This window comes from Pontibacter sp. HSC-14F20 (assembly GCF_019599265.1).
In the GTDB taxonomy this organism is placed as follows: Bacteria; Bacteroidota; Bacteroidia; order Cytophagales; family Hymenobacteraceae; genus Pontibacter.
The window spans coordinates 41,986-62,296 of sequence record NZ_JAHZTC010000008.1 but is presented as its reverse complement, the minus strand read 5'-3'; the positions used below and the strand labels follow the sequence as shown (position 1 = coordinate 62,296).

At 48.6% G+C, this 20,311-nt stretch carries 21 protein-coding genes; 9 read left to right on the top strand and 12 right to left on the bottom strand.

Annotated features, from left to right (window positions below):
- Positions 1-15: 15 nt before the first annotated feature.
- The 3 genes from K3G39_RS09590 to K3G39_RS09580 all read right to left on the bottom strand — a co-directional run bounded on the left by K3G39_RS09590 (position 16) and on the right by K3G39_RS09580 (position 4,222).
- Positions 16-3,240 (bottom strand): SusC/RagA family TonB-linked outer membrane protein, encoded by a 3,225-nt coding sequence (locus K3G39_RS09590; protein ID WP_220625971.1) that lies wholly within the window; start codon positions 3,238-3,240, stop codon positions 16-18.
- 331 nt (positions 3,241-3,571) lie between these two features.
- Positions 3,572-3,958: a TM2 domain-containing protein gene (locus K3G39_RS09585; protein WP_220625970.1), complete on the bottom strand. Its 387-nt coding sequence runs from the start codon at positions 3,956-3,958 to the stop codon at positions 3,572-3,574.
- Between the two features lie 3 nt (positions 3,959-3,961).
- The gene (locus K3G39_RS09580; protein ID WP_255594230.1) at positions 3,962-4,222 is read right to left on the bottom strand and encodes a DUF2752 domain-containing protein; all 261 of its coding nucleotides are present in this window, start codon (positions 4,220-4,222) and stop codon (positions 3,962-3,964) included.
- 183 nt (positions 4,223-4,405) lie between these two features.
- Here K3G39_RS09580 and K3G39_RS09575 point away from each other — a divergent pair, with 183 nt between their 5' ends.
- Entirely contained in the window at positions 4,406-4,621 is a 216-nt protein-coding gene (locus K3G39_RS09575; protein ID WP_220625969.1) for a DUF2892 domain-containing protein, read from the top strand.
- A gap of 54 nt (positions 4,622-4,675) precedes the next feature.
- Positions 4,676-5,209 carry a dihydrofolate reductase family protein gene (locus K3G39_RS09570; protein ID WP_220625968.1) on the top strand — a complete coding sequence of 178 codons (534 nt, stop codon included), beginning with the start codon at positions 4,676-4,678 and terminating at the stop codon, positions 5,207-5,209.
- A 118-nt stretch (positions 5,210-5,327) separates the two neighbouring features.
- Here the strand turns inward: K3G39_RS09570 and K3G39_RS09565 are convergent, their stop codons facing one another.
- The 4 genes from K3G39_RS09565 to K3G39_RS20820 form a co-directional block, all read right to left on the bottom strand.
- The gene (locus tag K3G39_RS09565) at positions 5,328-6,593 is read right to left on the bottom strand and encodes a DEAD/DEAH box helicase (RefSeq protein ID WP_220625967.1); all 1,266 of its coding nucleotides are present in this window, start codon (positions 6,591-6,593) and stop codon (positions 5,328-5,330) included.
- Between the two features lie 734 nt (positions 6,594-7,327).
- Positions 7,328-7,531, bottom strand: a complete 204-nt coding sequence (locus K3G39_RS20830) for a hypothetical protein (protein ID WP_255594215.1) — start codon at positions 7,529-7,531, stop codon at positions 7,328-7,330.
- 11 nt (positions 7,532-7,542) lie between these two features.
- Positions 7,543-8,532 (bottom strand): lamin tail domain-containing protein, encoded by a 990-nt coding sequence (locus K3G39_RS20825; RefSeq protein WP_255594214.1) that lies wholly within the window; start codon positions 8,530-8,532, stop codon positions 7,543-7,545.
- 6 nt (positions 8,533-8,538) lie between these two features.
- Complete coding sequence (locus K3G39_RS20820) at positions 8,539-8,859, bottom strand: hypothetical protein (protein ID WP_255594213.1); 321 nt, start codon at positions 8,857-8,859, stop codon at positions 8,539-8,541.
- Between the two features lie 233 nt (positions 8,860-9,092).
- On the opposite strand from K3G39_RS20820, the gene K3G39_RS20815 reads away from it, so the two are divergent.
- Positions 9,093-9,221: a hypothetical protein gene (locus K3G39_RS20815; RefSeq protein WP_255594212.1), complete on the top strand. Its 129-nt coding sequence runs from the start codon at positions 9,093-9,095 to the stop codon at positions 9,219-9,221.
- A 59-nt stretch (positions 9,222-9,280) separates the two neighbouring features.
- On the opposite strand, the gene K3G39_RS20810 is transcribed toward K3G39_RS20815, so the two are convergent.
- Both K3G39_RS20810 and K3G39_RS20805 read right to left on the bottom strand, forming a co-directional pair.
- Positions 9,281-9,466: a hypothetical protein gene (locus tag K3G39_RS20810; protein ID WP_255594211.1), complete on the bottom strand. Its 186-nt coding sequence runs from the start codon at positions 9,464-9,466 to the stop codon at positions 9,281-9,283.
- A 23-nt stretch (positions 9,467-9,489) separates the two neighbouring features.
- The gene (locus K3G39_RS20805) at positions 9,490-9,996 is read right to left on the bottom strand and encodes a hypothetical protein (RefSeq protein WP_255594209.1); all 507 of its coding nucleotides are present in this window, start codon (positions 9,994-9,996) and stop codon (positions 9,490-9,492) included.
- 470 nt (positions 9,997-10,466) lie between these two features.
- On the opposite strand from K3G39_RS20805, the gene K3G39_RS09555 reads away from it, so the two are divergent.
- From K3G39_RS09555 to K3G39_RS09545, 3 genes are all read left to right on the top strand, one after another.
- The gene (locus tag K3G39_RS09555; RefSeq protein ID WP_220625966.1) at positions 10,467-11,456 is read left to right on the top strand and encodes an aspartate-semialdehyde dehydrogenase; all 990 of its coding nucleotides are present in this window, start codon (positions 10,467-10,469) and stop codon (positions 11,454-11,456) included.
- Between the two features lie 173 nt (positions 11,457-11,629).
- Positions 11,630-12,487, top strand: coding sequence for a restriction endonuclease (locus tag K3G39_RS09550; RefSeq protein ID WP_220625965.1), 858 nt, complete (start codon positions 11,630-11,632; stop codon positions 12,485-12,487).
- 81 nt (positions 12,488-12,568) lie between these two features.
- Positions 12,569-13,093 carry a GNAT family N-acetyltransferase gene (locus tag K3G39_RS09545; protein WP_220625964.1) on the top strand — a complete coding sequence of 175 codons (525 nt, stop codon included), beginning with the start codon at positions 12,569-12,571 and terminating at the stop codon, positions 13,091-13,093.
- A gap of 13 nt (positions 13,094-13,106) precedes the next feature.
- Here the strand turns inward: K3G39_RS09545 and K3G39_RS09540 are convergent, their stop codons facing one another.
- The 3 genes from K3G39_RS09540 to K3G39_RS09530 all read right to left on the bottom strand — a co-directional run bounded on the left by K3G39_RS09540 (position 13,107) and on the right by K3G39_RS09530 (position 16,214).
- The gene (locus K3G39_RS09540) at positions 13,107-14,249 is read right to left on the bottom strand and encodes an FAD-dependent monooxygenase (RefSeq protein ID WP_220625963.1); all 1,143 of its coding nucleotides are present in this window, start codon (positions 14,247-14,249) and stop codon (positions 13,107-13,109) included.
- A 12-nt stretch (positions 14,250-14,261) separates the two neighbouring features.
- Complete coding sequence (locus K3G39_RS09535; RefSeq protein ID WP_220625962.1) at positions 14,262-15,323, bottom strand: lysylphosphatidylglycerol synthase transmembrane domain-containing protein; 1,062 nt, start codon at positions 15,321-15,323, stop codon at positions 14,262-14,264.
- Positions 15,324-15,443: 120 nt separating this feature from the next.
- Positions 15,444-16,214 carry a ScpA family protein gene (locus tag K3G39_RS09530; protein WP_370627248.1) on the bottom strand — a complete coding sequence of 257 codons (771 nt, stop codon included), beginning with the start codon at positions 16,212-16,214 and terminating at the stop codon, positions 15,444-15,446.
- Between the two features lie 387 nt (positions 16,215-16,601).
- Here K3G39_RS09530 and dxs point away from each other — a divergent pair, with 387 nt between their 5' ends.
- The 3 genes from dxs (at position 16,602) to K3G39_RS09515 (ending at position 20,036) form a co-directional block, all read left to right on the top strand.
- The gene (dxs, locus tag K3G39_RS09525; protein WP_220625961.1) at positions 16,602-18,518 is read left to right on the top strand and encodes a 1-deoxy-D-xylulose-5-phosphate synthase; all 1,917 of its coding nucleotides are present in this window, start codon (positions 16,602-16,604) and stop codon (positions 18,516-18,518) included.
- 325 nt (positions 18,519-18,843) lie between these two features.
- A complete protein-coding gene (locus K3G39_RS09520) occupies positions 18,844-19,194 on the top strand; it encodes a hypothetical protein (protein WP_220625960.1) in 351 nt (116 codons plus the stop codon).
- Between the two features lie 62 nt (positions 19,195-19,256).
- Positions 19,257-20,036 (top strand): alpha/beta fold hydrolase, encoded by a 780-nt coding sequence (locus K3G39_RS09515; protein ID WP_220625959.1) that lies wholly within the window; start codon positions 19,257-19,259, stop codon positions 20,034-20,036.
- Positions 20,037-20,311: the final 275 nt, after the last annotated feature.

Below are 20,311 nucleotides of genomic sequence, written 5' to 3'. Positions count from 1 at the left end.
GAAACTCAAATTAAATTAGATTTTTATTCTCAGGCCTGCAGTTACTGTAGAAAGAGGCGAATAACGGTATGTGTTAGAGCTACCAGCTTCTGCAGTAGATGGGTTAAATCCATCGCGAACAGTGCTCAGCCACAAGTTGTCGCCAGATACCCATACTGAAAGTCCACCTACGCCATATTTGCTTATCAATGAAGTAGGCAATGTGTAAGTTAAGCGTACGTTGTTAAGTACCAAGTAGTCAGCTCTTGTTAGGAAGCGAGTTGACTGAGAAATCACGTTAGCATCCTGGTTGTTAGCAAGACGAGGAACATCAGTAATGTCACCCGGCTGCTGCCATCTGCCCGTAATATCCTGGTGCCAGTTGTTGCTGCCTATTGCACCACTGTGCATTAAGCTCGCATAAGCACCATCATATGCATAACCTCCAAGGCTATACAGCATCTGCACACCCAGGTCAAATCCTTTGTAACCTGCTGACAGGTTGAATGCACCTCTCACTTTAGGTATAGCTGACTTGCCTACAAATTTCTGAGTTGCTTGAGAATATGTCTTAGTAGTACTTTCCAGAATATTGTTAGCCTGCTCTGGATTTTTCACCAAATAATCGGTTAAGCTGCCAATCTGCTCACCATTGTCAAATGCACCATTACCGTTAGCATCAACATAGTGAACGTTCCACATGCTTCTACCATCTTGCGGATCAACTCCAGCAAACTCACGCATATAAAAATCGAAGATAGAGTGATCCACAGCCCATCCATAAGGAGCCTGAACGTCGATAGCTTTCTCCTTGCCAGTCTCTGGGTCAATCGGCATTGCTGTCAGTTTGTTTGTGAACATTTCACCATTCACTGACAGGTCTAGACGCCAGTCGCTAGTTTTTAAGATATGACCAGTAAGGTCAAACTCAAGTCCTTGGTTTTTTAAAGATCCTTCGTTAGAAGTGATGATTGCATAACCCAGGGAAGTTGCAGTACGCTTGCTAAAAATCAGGTCATCTGTATTCTTGATGTAGTAGTCGATGCTACCAGACAGATAATTGCCTAATCCAAATTCTACGCCAGTCTGGAACATCTTAGACGTTTCCCAAGTCAGGTCCGGATTTCCTTTCGTGTCGAAATTAAAGCCAGGCTGGTTGTTTACGTTATTAATGTTGTAGATATCATAACCAGGGTAGTAGCCTACACCTGCCTGGTCTCCGATCAGACCGTAGCTAGCCTTCAATTTCAATGAGCTTAGAATGGTTTGGCTTTCCATGAAGTCTTCGTTAGACACCATCCAGGCAGCACCTAATGAACCGAAAGTACCCCATTTATCTTTTGTAAATCGAGATGAACCATCACGACGGATTGTAGCAGACAGGAAGTATTTCTTATCTAGGTCATAGTTGGCCTGAGCGAAATAACTTTCAAGTGCATATGCGTTTGTGTAAGAGTCTTGTGTTGGGTTTTTCACAACAGTGTTGCTCAATTCCAACAAATCGTCACGAACTAGGTTGTAGCCCGATGCAGAGAATACATTTTGACTCCATCTGGTTGCTTCGTGGGCAGCCATTACTTCAATTGAATGCTGACCAAAAGATCTGTTATAACGCAGCAAGTTCAACAGGTTATAGTTGAAAAGCTCTGTTCTAGTCAGACCAAGGCTACCGTTTTGAGAAGCCGATGAACCATAGAACTTGTTGTTCAACCAGCCATATTTGTTGTTATAGTACTGCGCACCGATTCTGTTTTCAAAAGTCAGGCCTTCAGTAATATTGAAATCAAGAGAAGCACTACCATTTAACTCATCACGGTTTGTCTTTCTGGTATTATAAGTAGCGTCGGCAATTGCGTTTGTCAGACCACCGAAACCGCGTGCAAAATTGCCCTCAGCACCGTAGTCGAACTGGTTGCCACCAAAGATTGGGTCTGCAATAAAGTTGCCTTCACCGTCTCTTCTGAAAAGAGGGTAAATAGAAGGAATATTATCAACGAACCAGAAAATGCTTCCTGAGTCACTAGTCTGACCGCCTGCATTAGTTTCAGATCTGGCATAGTTGAAGCTTAAGCTACCATTTAACCATTTATTGATCTCTTGTCTCAAATTCAAACGCGCTGAGAGACGCTCATAGTCAGAATTGATCGAGTAACCTTTATCGTCAAGGTAGCCGAACGATGTAAAGTAGCTTGTCTTACCTGCAGAGCCACCAAACTTCACATTGTATTCTCTACGGGCAGAGTTTTGGAAAGCGTAATCTTCCCATCTCTCCGGATCGTATTTTCTTGTTACGCCTGATCTTACCGTTCTGGTAGCAGGATCGATCAGATCAGCTGCTGTACCATTCCACATGTTGTAGCCAGTACGTATACCTGAAGTAGAGAACAGACGGTCGTTAGCATACGTTACAGGGTCCGCATTGTTAATGATCGAACCGTGGTTGTAAAGAGATTCCCAGCTCAGCCCAATATACTGCTCTGGTGAGCTGATAGTGTTATAACGCGGCAATAAAGCCATGTTAGTACCAAAATTTGCATCAGCCTCTATGTAAGACTTCTGGTTACGGCCGCTTTTAGTTGTAATTACAACTACACCGTTGGCACCTCTTGATCCGTAAATAGCAGTTGCAGCTGCATCTTTCAACACAGTCGTTGACTCAATGTCTGCTGGGTTAATAGAGTTCAGACCTCCTGAGAAAGGAACGCCATCCACTACATACAAAGGATCTCTGTTACCATTTACAGATCCCAGACCGCGAATACGAATGGTTGCAACCGAACCTGGCTGACCACTTGTATTGATTACACGAACACCTGCAACCTCACCGGCAAGCGCCTGAGAGATGTTTGGCACATTTTTACGCTCCAGTTTTTCAGCAGTCACCACTTTCGCAGTACCCGTGAAAGACTCTTTTGTAGAGCTGCCATAGCCTGTCGTAATCACAACTTCAGATAGTTGCTGATTATCGAGATCTAGAACTACGTTTAAAGTAGCGTTCGAACCAACTGCTACTTCTTTCGTCATGAAGCCGATATAACGGAACACCAAAGTGTTCGCATTATCTGGCACGTTTACGCTGAATGAACCGTCTGCATTAGTTGCTGTACCAGTAGCGGTACCCTTCACAACTACAGACACCCCAGGAAGAGGTGCTCCGTCCCCTGCCCCTGTAACTTTACCTGTTATCGTTCGACTCTGAGCCGTTACTTGGCCCAAAAGCGCAAACAAAAACAAGAAGTTAAGTAGTAATACTTTCTTCATAAACTACACTTGTTTTGTTAGGTTGTTGATAAATAGATTAGATAATAGAATAGTTTTATCTCCAAATATAGGCATTAAAAACATTTAACAAAACCTTAACAAAGATTCTTCGTAATATTTTCCTACCCTTTTAAAATATGCTCTGAGAGTGTTTAAAGCCACAAAATGAGGTTTGCAATAAACTGAAGGCCAAATCATTCCATAATTCTGATATTTTTCCAACAAAAGATTTAGAATTTAATCCTATCCCCTCACCAAATCTGTTTTACAGAAAAATGCGCGTTCTGTACACAAGGTGTTATAACAGCGAACTCAGTATTTGTAACAAAAGCTAAACACCGTAATCACCGGAGCTACCGTAAGCACCTGACTGAGCCATCACAATTGCGTGGGCCTGCTGCGCTTCCTTAATATTGTATTCAAATGCTAATCGCTTGTAGTTAATCACGTCCACAATAGTGCCTATGAAACACAGGCCACCAGTAAAGAGGTATAGCAAGCCCATCCCTATATGACCCAATACAAAACGGTGCACACCGGCCACCCCAAAAAAACCTATAACTGCTGTTATGAGCACCAGCAACGGCTCCCGGCGCCGGGCTCTGTAAACGGACACAAACTGCTGCGCCTCGTAATCCGCCATAGAATTCAGCAGGCCTTGAACATAAGCCATCTCATCGGGCTCTAGTTCGGGCATTAAATTAAATACATTAGCCATAGTTTATAATTTAGAGTGATGCAGGTATAGTTTACAGGAATGAGCCAACAATCCCGTCACACGCCAGCTTAGAAGCAACAATGCAGGTACTCCCAGCGGATGGGCCTGCCAGGAAGACATAATTTCTCCTCTAAACAGATAAGCGATACTACGCCCCAGGCCACAACCCGGACAACCACTCTGCCATACCCAACTTACAGGACACAAACTGAATAGGTGCTCACCCCCAGGCTCCAAACCGGCCAGCAACAGCAGGCCCAGCATCCAGGCGCCAGTCTCTGGTAATACACTCCGGGCTGCATAAAAGGCACTATTTCTGTTTATTGCTTGCATTGCCACTATAAGGTATACTTTATATCCCGATTGTCCAAATTATAATAGAACCAATTTAGAACATCTCCCCGCAGGTCTCTCGTATGACAGTAGAAAGTATAGAAAGATAAGAGTATGGAATGTAACGTAGGATTGACTGAACAAAAGATTCGTGTATTGGCAGGCCTTGCCATTATTGGTGTGGGCGCATTTTATAATATCAAAGCCTTGTCCGCTATCGGGGTTATACCTATTGTGACAGGTATGCTGCGCTACTGCCCCGTAAACAAGGCAATCGGCTACAATGGCTGTACAGGGGAACAGCACCGAGTAAAAAGTGCTGTGCTTTAATTATAATACCTCACCTGCTATACCTGAGCGCCGGCATTACGTACCTATAGCGCTATGAGAAAGATCATCCTTTACATTGCAGTCAGCACCGACGGGTATATAGCCCGATCTGACGGAAATATCGACTGGCTGCACGACAAGAAATACAACATTCCGGACGAAGACTTCGGCTATACCGCTTTTCTGCAAACCATCGACACCACCCTAATGGGGCACAATACCTACCGCGAAATCCTGGGTTTCGAAATGCCGTTCCCTTACCCGGAGCTGACCAATTACGTATTTAGCCGCTCGGAGCAGATAAATACGGAGCATGTCTCTTTTGTGAAAGAACAGGTGGTAGACTTCATCGAGAAACTGAAAGAGCAACCGGGGAAGGACATTTGGCTGATAGGCGGCGGACAACTGAACGCTACTGTGCTGAATGCAGGTTTGTTAGATGAGATCATCCTGACCTATATTCCGATTGTGTTGGGCAAAGGCATTCCACTATTCTCAGCAGAAACCGAGGAACATAAGTTGAAGCTGATTCCAACCGAAAACAAATTATACCGCAACGGCTTCCTGCAAGTCAGGTATAGCTGTTAAAGGTATCGTGTCGGAAGGCAATTGCTCCTATGTATTTATACCTAGCCCTGTTTATAAAAGAAGCCTGCCAAACAAGATCGTCTGGCAGGCTTCTTTTATATAGTATAGATAGCTAAAATTACTTCTTCTTTTTAGCCTTGGCTTTTGCTTTTTTGGCTTTAGCAGCTTTCACTTTCGACTCTGTTTCTTCTGCTTCTTTCATTAGGGCTTTCCAGTCAAATTTGGCCTCAGCACTGAAGTCGATGGTGGCTTCGCGGTCTTCGGGGTCAAGCTGCAGCACTTTGATGTCTTTGGTCAGGTAGGTCTGAATTTCGTCGAGTATCGGTTTTTCCTCGGCGCTGCAAAACGACACGGCTATACCTTTGGCCATACCCCGGCCCGTACGACCGACGCGGTGTACGTAGTTTTCGGGTTGCTCCGGCAGGTCATAGTTCACTACGTAGTCTACGCTCGGGATGTCGATACCGCGCGCACTCACGTCTGTAGCGATCAAAAGCTTTACCTCGCCTTTCTTAAATTTTTTCAGCGCTTCAAGCCGGTCTTTTTGCTCTTTGCCGCCGTGAATGCTCATGGCCGCGATCTCTACGCGCTCCATCGCCGCCACTACGCGCTCAGCCCGCACCTGCGTGCGCACAAAGGCCAGTATCTTCTTATCCGGATTCTCCTTCACGACACGCTCCAAAAAGAAGCGCTTCTCGTCCATCTCCACATACATCACCGAGTGGTCTACATTTTTAGCAACCGGATCCTTCGGGGAAATCTGGATGCGGACCGGTTTGTTCACGAGCGAATAAGCCAGGTCCTTGATCTTTTCGTTGATGGTTGCCGAGAAGAAGAGTGTTTGGCGCTTGCGTGGCAGTTTGGTAATCAGTTGCCGGATGTCGTGAATAAAACCGAGGTCAAGCATGTGGTCTGCTTCATCGAGCACCAGTGTCTCTACCCGTTCGAGACGGATATAGCCTTGGCTAACGAGGTCGAACAGGCGCCCCGGAGTAGCGACCAATACGTCTATACCTGCCTCCAGTTTGGCAATTTGCGGGCCTTGCTCTACCCCTCCGAACACGCAAAAAGTCTTAACACGGGTATGGCGACCAATCTCCTCAAACACCTCGGTAATCTGTAAAGCCAGTTCGCGGGTAGGCACCATCACTACGCACTTAATGCCATCGGAGCGACGGCGGTTAATGGCGTACTGCAGTTTGTCCAGCACAGGTATAGCAAAGGCGGCGGTTTTGCCCGTACCCGTTTGGGCAATGGCCAGCACATCCTCTCCTTTCATGATCGGGGGAATCGCTTTGAACTGTATATCGGTTGGCTTCCGGAAACCAAGCTTGTCCAGGCTCTTCTTGATCTCGTCGGATATGCGGTAGTCTTCAAACTTCATGGCAATGCGTTGCTGATTGGCTACTGGTCTTTACGTAAGGCTGCAGCGAATTGCAAAGGTACAGCTTCTTTTTCTGATTCGCGTTAGGTATAGCCCTGGCCTGTCTTGCCAATTATCGGCTCAACCGGCCACACTTCAGGTAAAGTAATAACAGAGTCCGGCTCATGGAACTATTTTAAGTTAAATTTATCTGCAGGTATAAGTACTATACCTGCTACTCAACCCACACTTCTTAGCAGATTAAAGTGATGTTGCTGATCAATATATTGGAGTCATAAGCAAGGCGGCATCACCTGCGCAGCCAATACGCTAAAATTAAAGCCCAGCTTTATGGGGCGGCTGGTAATATACAGCAGAAGTAAACGTATATTCTAAAAAAAATAGCAAGCCTATGTGGATAAGTGCGAGTTATCAACATAGTTGCTAACATACTTAGCCATCTTCTAAAAAGGTTAGTTTAAGAGGTTTAAATATAAGTTTGAGGGGATGGCTATACCTTTCGTGGCTTAACATTTTTAAACTACTGACTGTCAGGATCAGGCGAACATGGCTTCATGCCGCTAACTTAAGCACCAACACCTTAAGCTGTAAATTTGAATGCGTGGAAAAAGCTCGAATACCCCGGAGTAAAGTCATTGTTCCAGATTTTCCCGGGCGCCGAAATGACAGAAAGACCTTTCAGTTAGCTACGTTAGACCGCTACCAGTCCTTAAAAACTATACCTTCCTAAATCCTTACAGCCTTCCTCCTATAACTACCCGTTCTTTGTGCACGCTCTTTTGTCCGTCTAAGCCAAACAACTCGATGTAAAACAGGTAGTAACCGATTGCGGCTTTGGTGCCATCCTGCCGGATGCCGTCCCAGTGGAAAAAGCCTTCGGAGGCCAGCAGTTCATTGGGAACCAGCTTGCGCACCTCCCGCCCCTGCGCATCAAACACAATGATATTGGCTACGAAGCCGGTTTGGTCTGTGCTGTAATTGATAGTAGTGAAATTTTGTAGCCATCGCCATCCGGAGAGAAGCCCCTGGGCTCTATCGTGAACATGCGTTGCGCCGCTATACCTGGCTGCGATTGTGAATTGGGGTAACCCGGTGTAGCAAAGACTGGGGTCGCGGCCGAATGAAAGTTATCTGGCGTAGTAGGGCCATCCAGCCGGATGCGCTCCAGCGAGATGCCATTGCGATCGTCGATCAGGCTGAAGTGCATGCGTTCGCTGTAATCGAAGCGATCGGTAATTCGACGGTCGGGTTGCAACACGATAACCGAGCCCGCCGCATCGGGGTAGGACGGCAGTGAAGCCATCTGTAGAAATGTCTCTTCGCGCGCTGCCGGGTAATTGGCTTTGATGTTCTCGGGATTGGTCGTGAGCACCACATATTGACCGGGCTCCAGTACATAAGGGGCCGATGTGATCACACGCCGGTTGGCGATGCTGTCGTTGCTGGTATTGGCTAGCTGCCAGTTTTGCAGGTTAATGTATTTGTCGCTGCGGTTAACGAGCTCCACAAAATCTATGCCGCCGGGCCTAGGGTTGAATAACACTTCGTTGATTACCACATCGCCGGTCTCTGGGGCAGAAGGCAGGGCAAAAGTAGCCGTCAGAGGTTGAAAACTCAGATTGCCGGCGCAGTCGCGTATACCTGTGGCGGTTAAGGGATAGCGCTGCCGCTCCTGCAGTGGCGCACCGAGTTGCAACACCACCTCCTCAAACAAAGGCGAGACAACCTGTACGGCTGCCATACCTATACCTGCCGGACTGAAGGTATAGCGACCGGCATCTGCAACCTGTGCGCTGTCGAGCCGCTCGTTGAAACGCAGCAGCCGGTCAGGTGCCAGCGCGGTGACATTCAATAGTGTTGGAGGCGTGTTGTCAGGTATACACGTGGCTACGGACTTAGGTTGAGCGGGCGTACCGCCTCGCGGGTCGTTAGAAGCCATCCAATTCTAAGAGCCGGCACAGGGGTTGGTCACGTCGATCATCTCCAGGCTCCAGCCGCCGTTACGCTTGGCATTGTCGTGGTACCAGGTGTCTTTGTAGTTTACGGCGTAGATCAATCGACCATTGGGCTGGCGCAACTGCAGAAGTTCGCCGGTGTTATTAAGGCTCGGGAAATTGCTGATACCGATTACGTGACCGTATTCTGTAAAATTGGCCACCTGCGTGTTGGGCGCCACCACGGCATACTCGCCGGGCTGCAGCAGCACGTTGGGCAGGACCGTTGTAGAGGTGACATCAGCATAGCGTATACCTTGTAGTGTAAGCACCGTAGTGTAAGCACCTTTTCGGTTGGATTGTACAGCTCGATATATTCAACGGCTGGCAGCCCGATGGACGGTGTCTCGCGGGACATGATCTCAGTAATGAGCAGTTCGTTATACCCGGGCAACACAGGCGGCAGCACATACTGGAAAATCCTTTCGACAAGGCTCGGCAAGGCATTGCCATAAAGATCAGCTATACCTGAAACTGCAATTGTATTTGGCCCATTTCGCAGCGATTGCGCAAACGTAAGCAGTACCGTACTGCTCTCAATGAGTTCGACGGAAGTTGGTTTGATACTGCCATTCAAGGTATAGTGATCCGGATTTTGGGCCTGCTCCTGGCCCAGCGGCTCATTAAAGCGTAGTTCCAGCGTTTCCGTACTCAGTGGCTGGGCGCTTTCCAGCACGGGCGGGTTTGTATCGGTTATCCGGAAATCATCAAAATAAAAACGCTCACGGTTGCCGAGCTATACCTGACCAGCACCTCGAAATAAGCCGATTGCCTGTGTGTAGCATCTGTTACCGTGCCTTGGCTTCGGTAGCTTTGCCCCGTGCCGGTCACATCGAGCTCGAGTTGCCAGGTATAGTCGAGATTGCGCGTTACCCGCACCCGCACGGTGTTGTTAGAAGTTGCTACCGTTTTGTCCTCGCCGTTGATGATAAGAACCGGTGCTTGCCGACGTCTTTCCGGTATAAACTTACCTCATCGGCCATGGAGCCGATCCGCACAAAATAGCCATTCACATCAGCGGCTTTGAGCGCTTCTTTGTCCGAGATCAGAAAAACATCCGCATAATTGCTCGCCGAGGTAGCCAGGCGCAGGTTAGCCCAGAACTCCCAAACCGCATCCACTGCGGCCTGCGCGGGTGTGGCCAGGTATAGCACCGTGCCAGTGACGGCAGGCCCGCTACTCTGCAACTGGTTTTGCGGATTCACAACAAAGCCACTCACATTGCCTGTCCAGGTAGGATTTTGGGTGAAGTTGCCGTCAGAGAAATCATCCTGGAGCTGGGCGCTGGCCAGGTATGGAAGAAAAAGCAGAAGCCCTGCAACCAGCGTTCTTTGAGCAATTGCTGACTTGATGGCAAGAGAAATGAAGTGGCTTATACCTGTAATCAGGACCAGCACATAATTTATCATTCTGAAAGAATATTGGTTAATAGCTTGAGGAGCGCTCCTAATTCCGGTTACTTGATCCTTCGTTATCCTTTCACTTAAGAGCGGAAACTTACGTGCTGTATTTACAAATGCCTGGTGTAAAGTTTGTTTCATCCGCAAATATTGTGGTGAAAACTTACGAACTTCGCAGCCGCAAAAGGCACAGCAAGGGCAAACGCAGAGACACTCACAGGTCTGTAAGACAATGTGAGGGCAGAAAACAGACTGCTTTTGTAAGATGCAGAACTTTTATGCGACCTTAAAGAGTTAGTTTGAGAGTTGATGAGTTTGAGAATTTAATAAGTCAGGAATCACGTAGGCACAGGCCGCGACCTTTCCGAATCGTGCACAGGTATAATTGGCCGTACTTCGGAATAGCCATCGCGCCGGGATAGACTCTAATTAACAATTTAGCTTTCAACCATTATACAATTAATAATATACCCTAAACAATGAAAGTAGCAGTAGTAGGCGCCACTGGACTAGTGGGCGGCGAGATTTTGAAAGTACTGGCGGAGCGTGACTTCCCGGTAACGGAACTGTTGTTGGTTGCTTCTGAGAGATCTGTTGGTAAACAGATGGAGTTTAAGGGTAAACAGATAAAGGTGATCGGGATGCAGGTCGCGATTGCGGCTGCCCCGCAAATTGCCATTTTCTCAGCAGGAGGCAGCACCTCCACCGAGTGGGCGCCAAAGTTTGCCGAAGCAGGCATCGTAGTAGTCGACAACTCCTCAGCCTGGCGCATGGACCCGACAAAAAAGCTGGTGGTCCCCGAGATCAACGCCAAAGAACTGACCAAAGAAGATAAGATTATTGCAAACCCGAACTGCTCGACCATCCAAATGGTAGTAGCCCTGAACAAGCTGCACGAAGAGCTGCAGGCAAAGCGCATTGTGGTGAGCACCTACCAGTCCGTAACAGGCACCGGCGTGAAGGCAGTGGAGCAGCTCATGAACGAGCGCGCAGGCAAAGAAGGCGAGAAAGCCTACCCTTACCCGATCGACCTGAACGTGCTGCCGCACATCGACGTGTTTCAGGACAACGGCTATACCAAAGAGGAAATGAAAATGATCCTCGAAACCAGGAAGATCATGGGCGACGACTCTATCCGGGTAACGGCCACTGCGGTGCGTATCCCTGTGATGGGCGGCCACTCGGAGTCGGTAAACGTGGAGTTCGAAAAGGACTTTACGCTGGACGAGGTATACCGTATCCTGCATGAAACCGAGGGCGTGAAAGTAGTGGACGACGTAAAAAACCTGCAATACCCGATGCCGAAAGACGCACACGGCAAAGATGAAGTACTCGTAGGCCGCATCCGCTTAGATGAAACCCAGCCAAGAACTTTAAATATGTGGATTGTGGCAGACAACCTTCGTAAGGGCGCTGCAACGAATGCGGTGCAGATTGCGGAGTATTTAGTGAAGCAGGGGTTAGTGTAGATTTATTCTGAGTTAACAATCTTTTTTATAAAAAATGGAAGCTCGTGTGGGCTTCCATTTTTTATTCTCTCCTGTTACATCCGATATTGTATAAACCAGAGGTTGACTATAGTTTCTATATAAATTATCATATATTTAAAGCAATAGTAAGTAGCCTCTTTATCAGGACTCCGATGAGCGAAATTTTTAAATACAAGTATGATGACCTGTTTACACCAACCCTCCAGGCATTACAAAGGCTTGGAGGGTCCGGTTCTGTTAGAGAAATAGAGGAGCAAGTAAGTGAGTTATTGAAGCTTACTGAAGAAGAGATAAACGACATACATCGAGAAAGTACAACCAAACTTACCTATCGCTTAGCTTGGTCAAGAAATTACTTGAAGCGGTATGGGCTGCTTGAAAACTCAAGCAGAGGTGTTTGGGCTTTAACGGAAAAAGGGAAAGAAACGAAATCCATAGATAAAGGCGCTGTTAAGAAAGCTGTACTAGAACTTGATAAAAAAGATCGCAATGCTGATAAAAAATCTTTATTAACAGATATTGAAAATAGCAGCGAGGAGTTAATTGAGTTTTCCTGGCAGGAAGAACTCTTAGAATCTATCAAGAAAATAACGCCTGAAAACTTCGAGAGGTTATGTCAGAGAGTTCTTCGTGAATTAGGCTTCCTGAACGTAGAAGTGACGCAACGCTCCAATGACGGAGGTATAGACGGACAAGGACTTATCAGACTAGGAGGCGTTCTTTCCTTTCATGTTGTCTTTCAGGCCAAACGTTATCAAGGAAGCGTAGGCTCCAGCATTGTAAGAGACTTTAGGGGCGCGATGATTGGCAGAGCAGACAAAGGCCTTATCATTACGACAGGTAGCTTTACAAGAGAGGCAAGAAGAGAAGCTAACAAAGATGGCGCCCCTCCTATCGATCTGATAGATGGAAATGAATTTGCTGAAAAGCTGAAAGAACTGAAGCTTGGTGTAGAGATAGAGTTCATTGAAAAAGTCAAGGTTAAAAAAAAGTGGTTCGCTAATTTCTAGCAGTCAAGCGTAGCAATTTCAGCGTAATTTTACTTATCATCCGTCAATACTGTTGATTCATCATCACAGAAATCCTAAATAATGCCCATCCAACCCATCTATACCCAGCGACTAGCTCTAGTCCCTTTCACGCTTCCGGTAGCACAGGCACTATATGCCTTCAACACAGGTATACTGACCGAAATCGGTCTGCAACCCACCCGCTTCTGGCCTGACCAGGAGAGCATGGATACGCTGCCCCGCATCATTAAAAGGCTGGAGCAGCTACCGGAGCCGACAGGCTTTGAATCGTGGATGATCGTGCTGAAACACAACGCCACTGTGATAGGCGATGCCGGTTTTAAAGGCGGGCCGAATAAGGAAGGGGTTGTAGACATCGGCTACTCTATTATTGAACAGGAACAACAGCAAGGTTACGGACTGGAAACGGCTAGAGCCTTGGTAGAGTGGGCCTTCTGGCATCCGGAAGTGAAAGCTGTCACGGCAAACTGCTTGGTGGAAAATATTCCTTCTGCCCGCATACTTCAGAAAGTAGGTATGGAAGAAGTGGTTCGGGATGATGAATTGGTTTACTGGAGGCTACTCCGCCCGCAAACTACCAGCTAAAAAGCAGGTATACTTAAAAATCCACCTTATACAAGTCCTCCATCTGCCGTTGGGTCACGAACTTGGGCATGGCACGAAAAAGCGTGTTCCGGAGCTTGCCCAGCAACGGATTCTGCCAGTGAGCAACTGCCCCTAACGTTCTGGACAACTGAATTACCTTGGCGGTGCGGGCCTTGCGGCGTTTTTCGTAGCGTTTCAAAGCATTATACACAACAGGTTCCTGCTTCAAACATTGGGCTAACACTACGGCATCTTCTATTGCCTGGCAGGCGCCCTGCCCCATATTGGGCGTTGTAGCGTGGGCGGCATCACCGAGCAGCACCACACGACCATATACAAAATGCCTGAGTGGTTTCAGGTCAGCAATATCGTTCCAGATGAGTTGGTCTTGCGAAGTGGAGGCCAGCACGGCTTCTACAGGCGAGTGCACTGACTCAAAGTGGCGGGCTAGCTTCTCGGGCGTCATCAGGCGCATTTTCTCGTCGCGCTGCGGGGCGTTGATGCAGGCATACCAGTAAATTTTGTCGCCCTGCAGCGGCGCTATACCTACACGGCCCTGCGGCGCCCAGGTTTCTGCCGAAATCATTTTGTTGATGTCTACTCCCGGATTGTCGACCACGGCCCTCCAACAGGTATAGCCGGCGTAGCGGGGTATGCTGTCGTGTACCAATTGTTGGCGCACCACCGAGCTGATCCCATCGGCGGCGATGAGCAAATCGGCTGTGGCATGGCTTCCGTCGGCAAATGTTACCTGCACCTGATCGCTGCTTTGTGCCATTTCTTCGCAGCGCTTGCCCAGCACAACAGAACCAGGCTGAAGGTGGCTCAAAAGTACTTCGTGCAGGTCGGCGCGGTGAATCACAAAATTGTTAATGCCATACCTGCTGCTCAAGGGGCGGGTATCCATGTTGCTGATTTCGCGGCCGTGCTCATCAAAGATAACCAACGCATCGAGTTGCTTCCCTCTTGCCACCACGTCATCCATCACGCCTAACCGCTGAAGCCCCTGCATGGCATTGGCAGCCAGTCCTACGCCCGCTCCCAGCCCTTTGAACTTAGAAGCCGCTTCGTATACCGTGGTATCTATACCTGCCTGCTGCAAGGCAAGCGCCGTACACAGCCCTCCGATTCCGCCTCCTACAATAATGGCTTTCATACTTATACCTGCTTATACCTTCACTTCATCTTCTACCGAAGACCTGCCAAACACTTTCGCTATCCATTTCGGCAGGAAGAATGAGCCCAGCACCAGGTATGGGTAGTAGGTAATGAGACGGTAGAGCACCACCACAATATTGCTGAAACGGCCCAGGAACAAGCCAAAGAAACTCGGAAAAGCCATTTCCACGATTCCGGCACCGCCCGGTGTTATCGCCACGAGCATCACGATCCAGAAAATGAGGTTGCGCGAAATGATGAGCATATGCTCGGCAAGGGTGACATCGGTAAAAGCCGCGATCAGGCAGTTGAGTAGGAAGTAGCGGGCGCTCCACACAAAAACAGTAGAGATAATGGCCCGGGCCCAGTAGTTTAAGTCCTTGCCACGCAACTGCTGCGAAGCCCACACAATTTCGTTGCCATGATGAAAAGCATTGATACGCCACTTGCGCAGCAGTTTCCAACCCGTCAGTCTCAGTAAAATCCACTTGAAAGCACGTGGGCGTACAAACAGCGCGTAGATCATCACGAAGGTATACACGGCAATCAGCGAGTAGCTGATGTAAAAGGCGGTTTTAAGGGCGTTGACATCCGCAGTCGACAAGCCAAAATCAGGGAAAACCTCGCCCTGTATAGCCAGCAGCGCAATTGGTGCCGCTATGATAAAGAACATGTTGTCGAGTACGGCTGTGAGCATAACATAAGCCAGCGACTTGCCCAGCGGTATACCTTCTTTGTTGAGCACGATGGTGGCAATGGTGGTACCGCCTACTACCGAGGGCGTAATGGCCGAAGCGAACTCCCATAGCATGATCACGTCGAGGCTGTTGCGCCAGGTCAGGAACTTGTCGGTCAGGCTGCGGATGCGGTACATATAGCCCAGGTCACGGATCACAAGCACCAGCAGCGCCGCTGCCAGCCACCACCAGTTGGCCTCGGCTATACCTTTCAGATCGCTGAGCTTGTCGTCTTTGATGAACAGCCAAGCCGTAGCGCCCAAACCCAGTAGCACCGGAATCAGGATCTTGATCGGACTGAAACTCCTTAGTATGGTTTTTTTATTCTCATCCATGTAGGCGGCTATTGTAACCCAGTTCTTCGGTGCGTGCTCTTAAATAGCTGACGTGCAAAACTACTTAACTATTCGGCAACTCGGGAAAACAGGTTGGCTTTTTAAGGATTTTCGGGATTCCTACTCGAGGATGAGCTGCGTCACCTGGGCTGCCTGTCCTTCGGCCCTAGTAATAATAAAGTCATTGAAACCATCGCCCACCTCAATCCCGATCAGGTTGAGCTGCAACATATCCAATATCGCCAGAAAGTTGAAAATCATTCCAATTTTATCTGGAAAGGCGGAGATCAGCTCTGAAAAACGAACATGGTCTTTTTCTGCAATCAGCCCTGAAATATAATCGCGCTGCTCCTCGATGGTATAGGGATACGTAAGCACGGTATGTTTCGGCCGGCTCTGTTCCTCTTCAAAACGCAGCATCACCTTATCGAACACGCGCATGAGTTTGTAGAGGCTCAGGTCCTGCAGTTCGTACTCAAAGTGGTTGGCATTCGCGATCTGCTGCAATTCATCGTGTACGTTACCACGGTTTTCCTGCGCCAGACGGAAATCTTCCATCTGCCCGAGGTCGCCGAGCACGGCTTTGTATTTCTTATACTCCAGCAGGTGCTGCACCAGTTCATGACGCGGATCTATCTCATTACCTTCCTCGTCTTTTTCGGTGCGGGGCAGCAGCATTTTAGCCTTAATGCGCATGAGCGTGGCGGCAGTCAGGATAAAGTCGCTGGCCACCTCAATATTGAGCTGCTCCATTTGCCGAATATAGCCCATAAACTCGTTGGTGATCTGGAAGATCGGAATATCATGAATATCCAGCTCGTCACGCTCGATAAAGAAGAGCAATAGGTCGAACGGCCCCTCAAACAACGGTAATTTTATTTCGAAACTCACTTCTCTGGCCTTTGGTTAATGCGCTGATCGCAACTGATGGACAAAAATACTAATTTATTCGGATGAAATACCAGCCCGAATGCTATGTTACAGATGCTTAGACAGCCCGATTTCTGAACAAAATAAACTCACAACTGTATAAGTGTAGCATTATCAAGAAGCATGATTGCCATTAAGTTCCCTTAAATATCCCACTTATTGACAATCATTCACTTAGCACACTTACACCACACACCACCGACGGTTGCCGTGACAGGATAGAGAGGAGAATTAGCAGCTTGTGTTCTGATTTTTACTAACTTTACGTTTTGTCCGGCATACTGTATTTTGCACAATGCAAACTTTTGCCTAAAAAATTTGTTGGAAGTCTATAATAAAGACATTTCTATGATCATCAAACCAGGAGAGCTCCTTGCCTCTATCAATTCGCCTGCCGACCTCCGCGCCCTTAAGCCAGAGCAGTTATTGCAGGTTAGCCAGGAGCTAAGGCAATACATCATCGATGTGGTATCGATCCACGGCGGTCATTTTGGGGCCAGCCTTGGGGTGGTAGAACTGACCACAGCACTGCACTATGTGTTTCAGACGCCTTACGACCAATTGGTATGGGATGTTGGCCACCAGGCTTACGGTCACAAGATCCTGACCGGTCGTCGCGATAATTTCCACACCAACCGCAAGTATGGCGGACTCTCTGGTTTTCCGAAGCGTAAAGAAAGCGAATACGATACTTTTGGCGTAGGCCACTCAAGCACGTCTATTTCGGCGGCGCTGGGTATGGCTGTTGCGTCACAATATAAAAAAGAAGACGATCGTCACCACATCGCCGTGATCGGCGATGGCGCTATGACGGGCGGTATGGCCTTCGAAGCCCTCAACCACGGCGGCGCCACCAACGCCAACCTGCTGGTAGTCCTCAATGACAATTGCATGAGTATCGACCCGAATGTGGGCGCTCTGAAAGAATATTTAACTGACATCACCACTTCCCGCACTTACAACAAGCTGCGCGATGAACTGTGGAATGTACTTGGCAAGATCAGCAAATTCGGTCCGAACGCACAGCATATTGCCTCCAAGGTAGAAAGTGGTATCAAAGCCACGCTCTCTAAGCAGAGCAATTTGTTTGAAGGCCTGAACTTCCGCTATTTCGGCCCGATCGACGGTCACGACATCAACCACCTTGTGTCGGTGATGGAAGACCTGAAGCGTATACCTGGTCCGAAAATCCTGCACGTGCTTACCACCAAAGGCAAAGGCTTTGCACTGGCTGAAAAAGACCAGACCAAATGGCACGCGCCGGGACTATTCGACAAGATAACAGGCGAAATTTACAAAACGCATCACGACACGCCACAACCGCCTAAGTACCAGGATGTGTTTGGCCACACGATTGTGGAGCTTGCTGAGCAGAACGACAAGATCATGGGCGTCACGCCTGCGATGCCGTCCGGATGCTCACTCAACATCATGATGAAGGCCATGCCCGATCGTGCTTTTGACGTAGGTATAGCTGAGCAGCATGCGGTGACTTTCTCCGCTGGCCTGGCCACGCAGGGTTTAGTACCTTTCTGTAACATCTACAGCACGTTCATGCAGCGTGGCTACGACCAGGTGGTGCACGATGTGTGTCTCCAGAACCTGCATGTGGTGTTCTGCCTCGACCGTGCCGGTTTCGCCGGAGCTGATGGACCGACGCACCACGGTGCTTACGACATTGCCTACATGCGCTGCATCCCGAACATGGTGGTAGCCGCCCCGATGAACGAGCAAGAACTGCGTAACATGATGTATACTGCTTCGCAGGAAGGTGCTGGTCCGTTCACGATCCGTTACCCACGTGGCGAAGGTGTGATGCCAAACTGGCGTACCCCGCTGGAACTGCAGCAAATCGGTAAAGGCCGCACCGTGCAGGAAGGCGAAGAAGTAGCGATCCTGACATTTGGCCATATCGGCAACTACGCCGTGGATGTTTGCCAGAAACTGACCTATGACGGCATCAACCCGGGCCACTACGACATGCGCTACTGCAAGCCGCTGGATGGGGAGCTGTTGCACCACATATTCAGCAAGTACAGCAAAGTGATCACTGTAGAAGATGGCTGTCTGCAAGGTGGTTTCGGAAGCGCTGTGCTGGAGTTTATGGTCGACAACAACTATACCTCGCAAGTAAAGCGCCTCGGTATGCCGGACCAGGTCTTCGAGCACGGTTCGCAGTTGGAGCTACACCGCGACGCTGGCTTCGACCCGGCTGCCATCGAGAACACCGTGAGAGAAATGATCGGTGTGGCAGTGAAGGTATAGTTTTCTGACCAAGGACCTTTTGAAAAAAGACAAACCCCGCAGTTCTTCAGGAAACGCGGGGTTTTTGTTTATACTTTGTAGTGACAGGACGCGATCTTTCCGCGGCTGTATAGCCACTGCAATGAAACAAGAAATTATCCTTTGCGATACACATTCCAACACATACTTTTATAACGACACAATTATTCAGGCATGATTCGGATAGGTTGCGACCCAATGCCGTCAACTTAAGGGTTTTCGTATACTATCCAATGGAAGCAGATAAGAGGATGACAGTAAAAAAAGGGTGCTCGGCTTTTGGAAGGCCTTCGGGAGTTGATGAACAGTGAGCGTTTCAAAGCCGCTTACCGGCGGCGTCCTCCAGGACTTCCACGCAGCCGTGCTGTGCGCCAATATAAGTGCTTTACTGGTGGAGGAGGCCCAGCAGGAGCTCGACCGGGAGCAGGAGGGCAAGGGCAACAGGCACCGCTACCAGATCAACCGCGCGGTGGCCTTGGGGCTGGTCAAGGACAACCTGGCCGGCCTGCTGTTGGGGACCCAGCCTATGGAAACCGCCTACCAGAGGCTGAAGCTTAAAATAAAGCGCCGAAGGGAGGCCGTCAAGCCTGGCAGGAAATTTAAAAGAAAACGGCACCGAGGGCATAAAGTCAAAAGCAATAAGCGAAAAGTTATTTAACATCTCCTTAAGTTGACGGCATTGGGTTGAGACCTGTCCCTACAAAGTAAACACCATAAACTATGACAAAACACACTACTTATACCTCTGCCGGCTCCGGCGACACACTCGTTTTCCTGCATGGCTTCTGCGAAAGCAAAGAAGTATGGGATGAGTTCACAAAACCGCTGCAAAAGCAGTTCCGGACAGTGGCGCTGGACCTGCCCGGCTTCGGCGACAATACCTCAGGTATAGCCGATTACAGTATGGAGGGTATGGCCGATTATGTGAAAGCAAACTTGGAGGAACTCGGTATTAAAAAATGCATTCTGATAGGTCACTCCATGGGCGGCTATGTGAGTATGGCTTTAGCTGAGAAGTATAGCAGCATGCTCAACGGCGTTTGCCTTTTCCACTCCTCTGCCCTCCCCGACACTGATGAGAAGAAAGATAACCGCAACAAGACCATCGAGTTTGTAGAGAAACACAGCGTAGAGAAGTTCATGCAGTCCTTCATTGAGCCACTCTTCTATAGCGGGAACCGTGACCGACTGAAGAAAGAAATCGCGTTAATGAAAAAGATCGGCACCAACACACCGAAAGAGAGCGTAACCGGAGGCCTTGCCGCCATGCGCGACCGAAAAGACCGAACTGACGTGCTGGCTGCTGCAAAGTTTCCGTTTTTGTTCATCTTCGGAAAAGACGACGGTGCCGTGCCGCTCGACAAAGCCCTGGAGCAATGTCACCTCCCCGACAACAGCATGGTTTATTTCCTGGGCCAAACCGGCCACATGGGCATGTTCGAGCGCACCTACGAAACACGCAAAGCATTGGAGAAATTTGCTGAGACGATTTATGGGTGAGGGTTAAAGTTGAATGGCTAAATTCATAAATTATTGGGTGTATAATTAACCTGCTTCTCCTTTGTATATAGCTCCTGTCTCTGTGAGGATTTTATCATGGCTCAGACAGGTATAACGATACAAGATTCAGGCAGGGGTGACTGGCCTTTACAGGCATTTATAATTTTATAAAAGGCTCCTCGGGACATCCATGTCCCGAAGCAAACTGTCGGGAATGTCCACATCTCCGTGTATAGGTTTACAGGTATAGGGGGATTAGGAAATACCCTACCGTT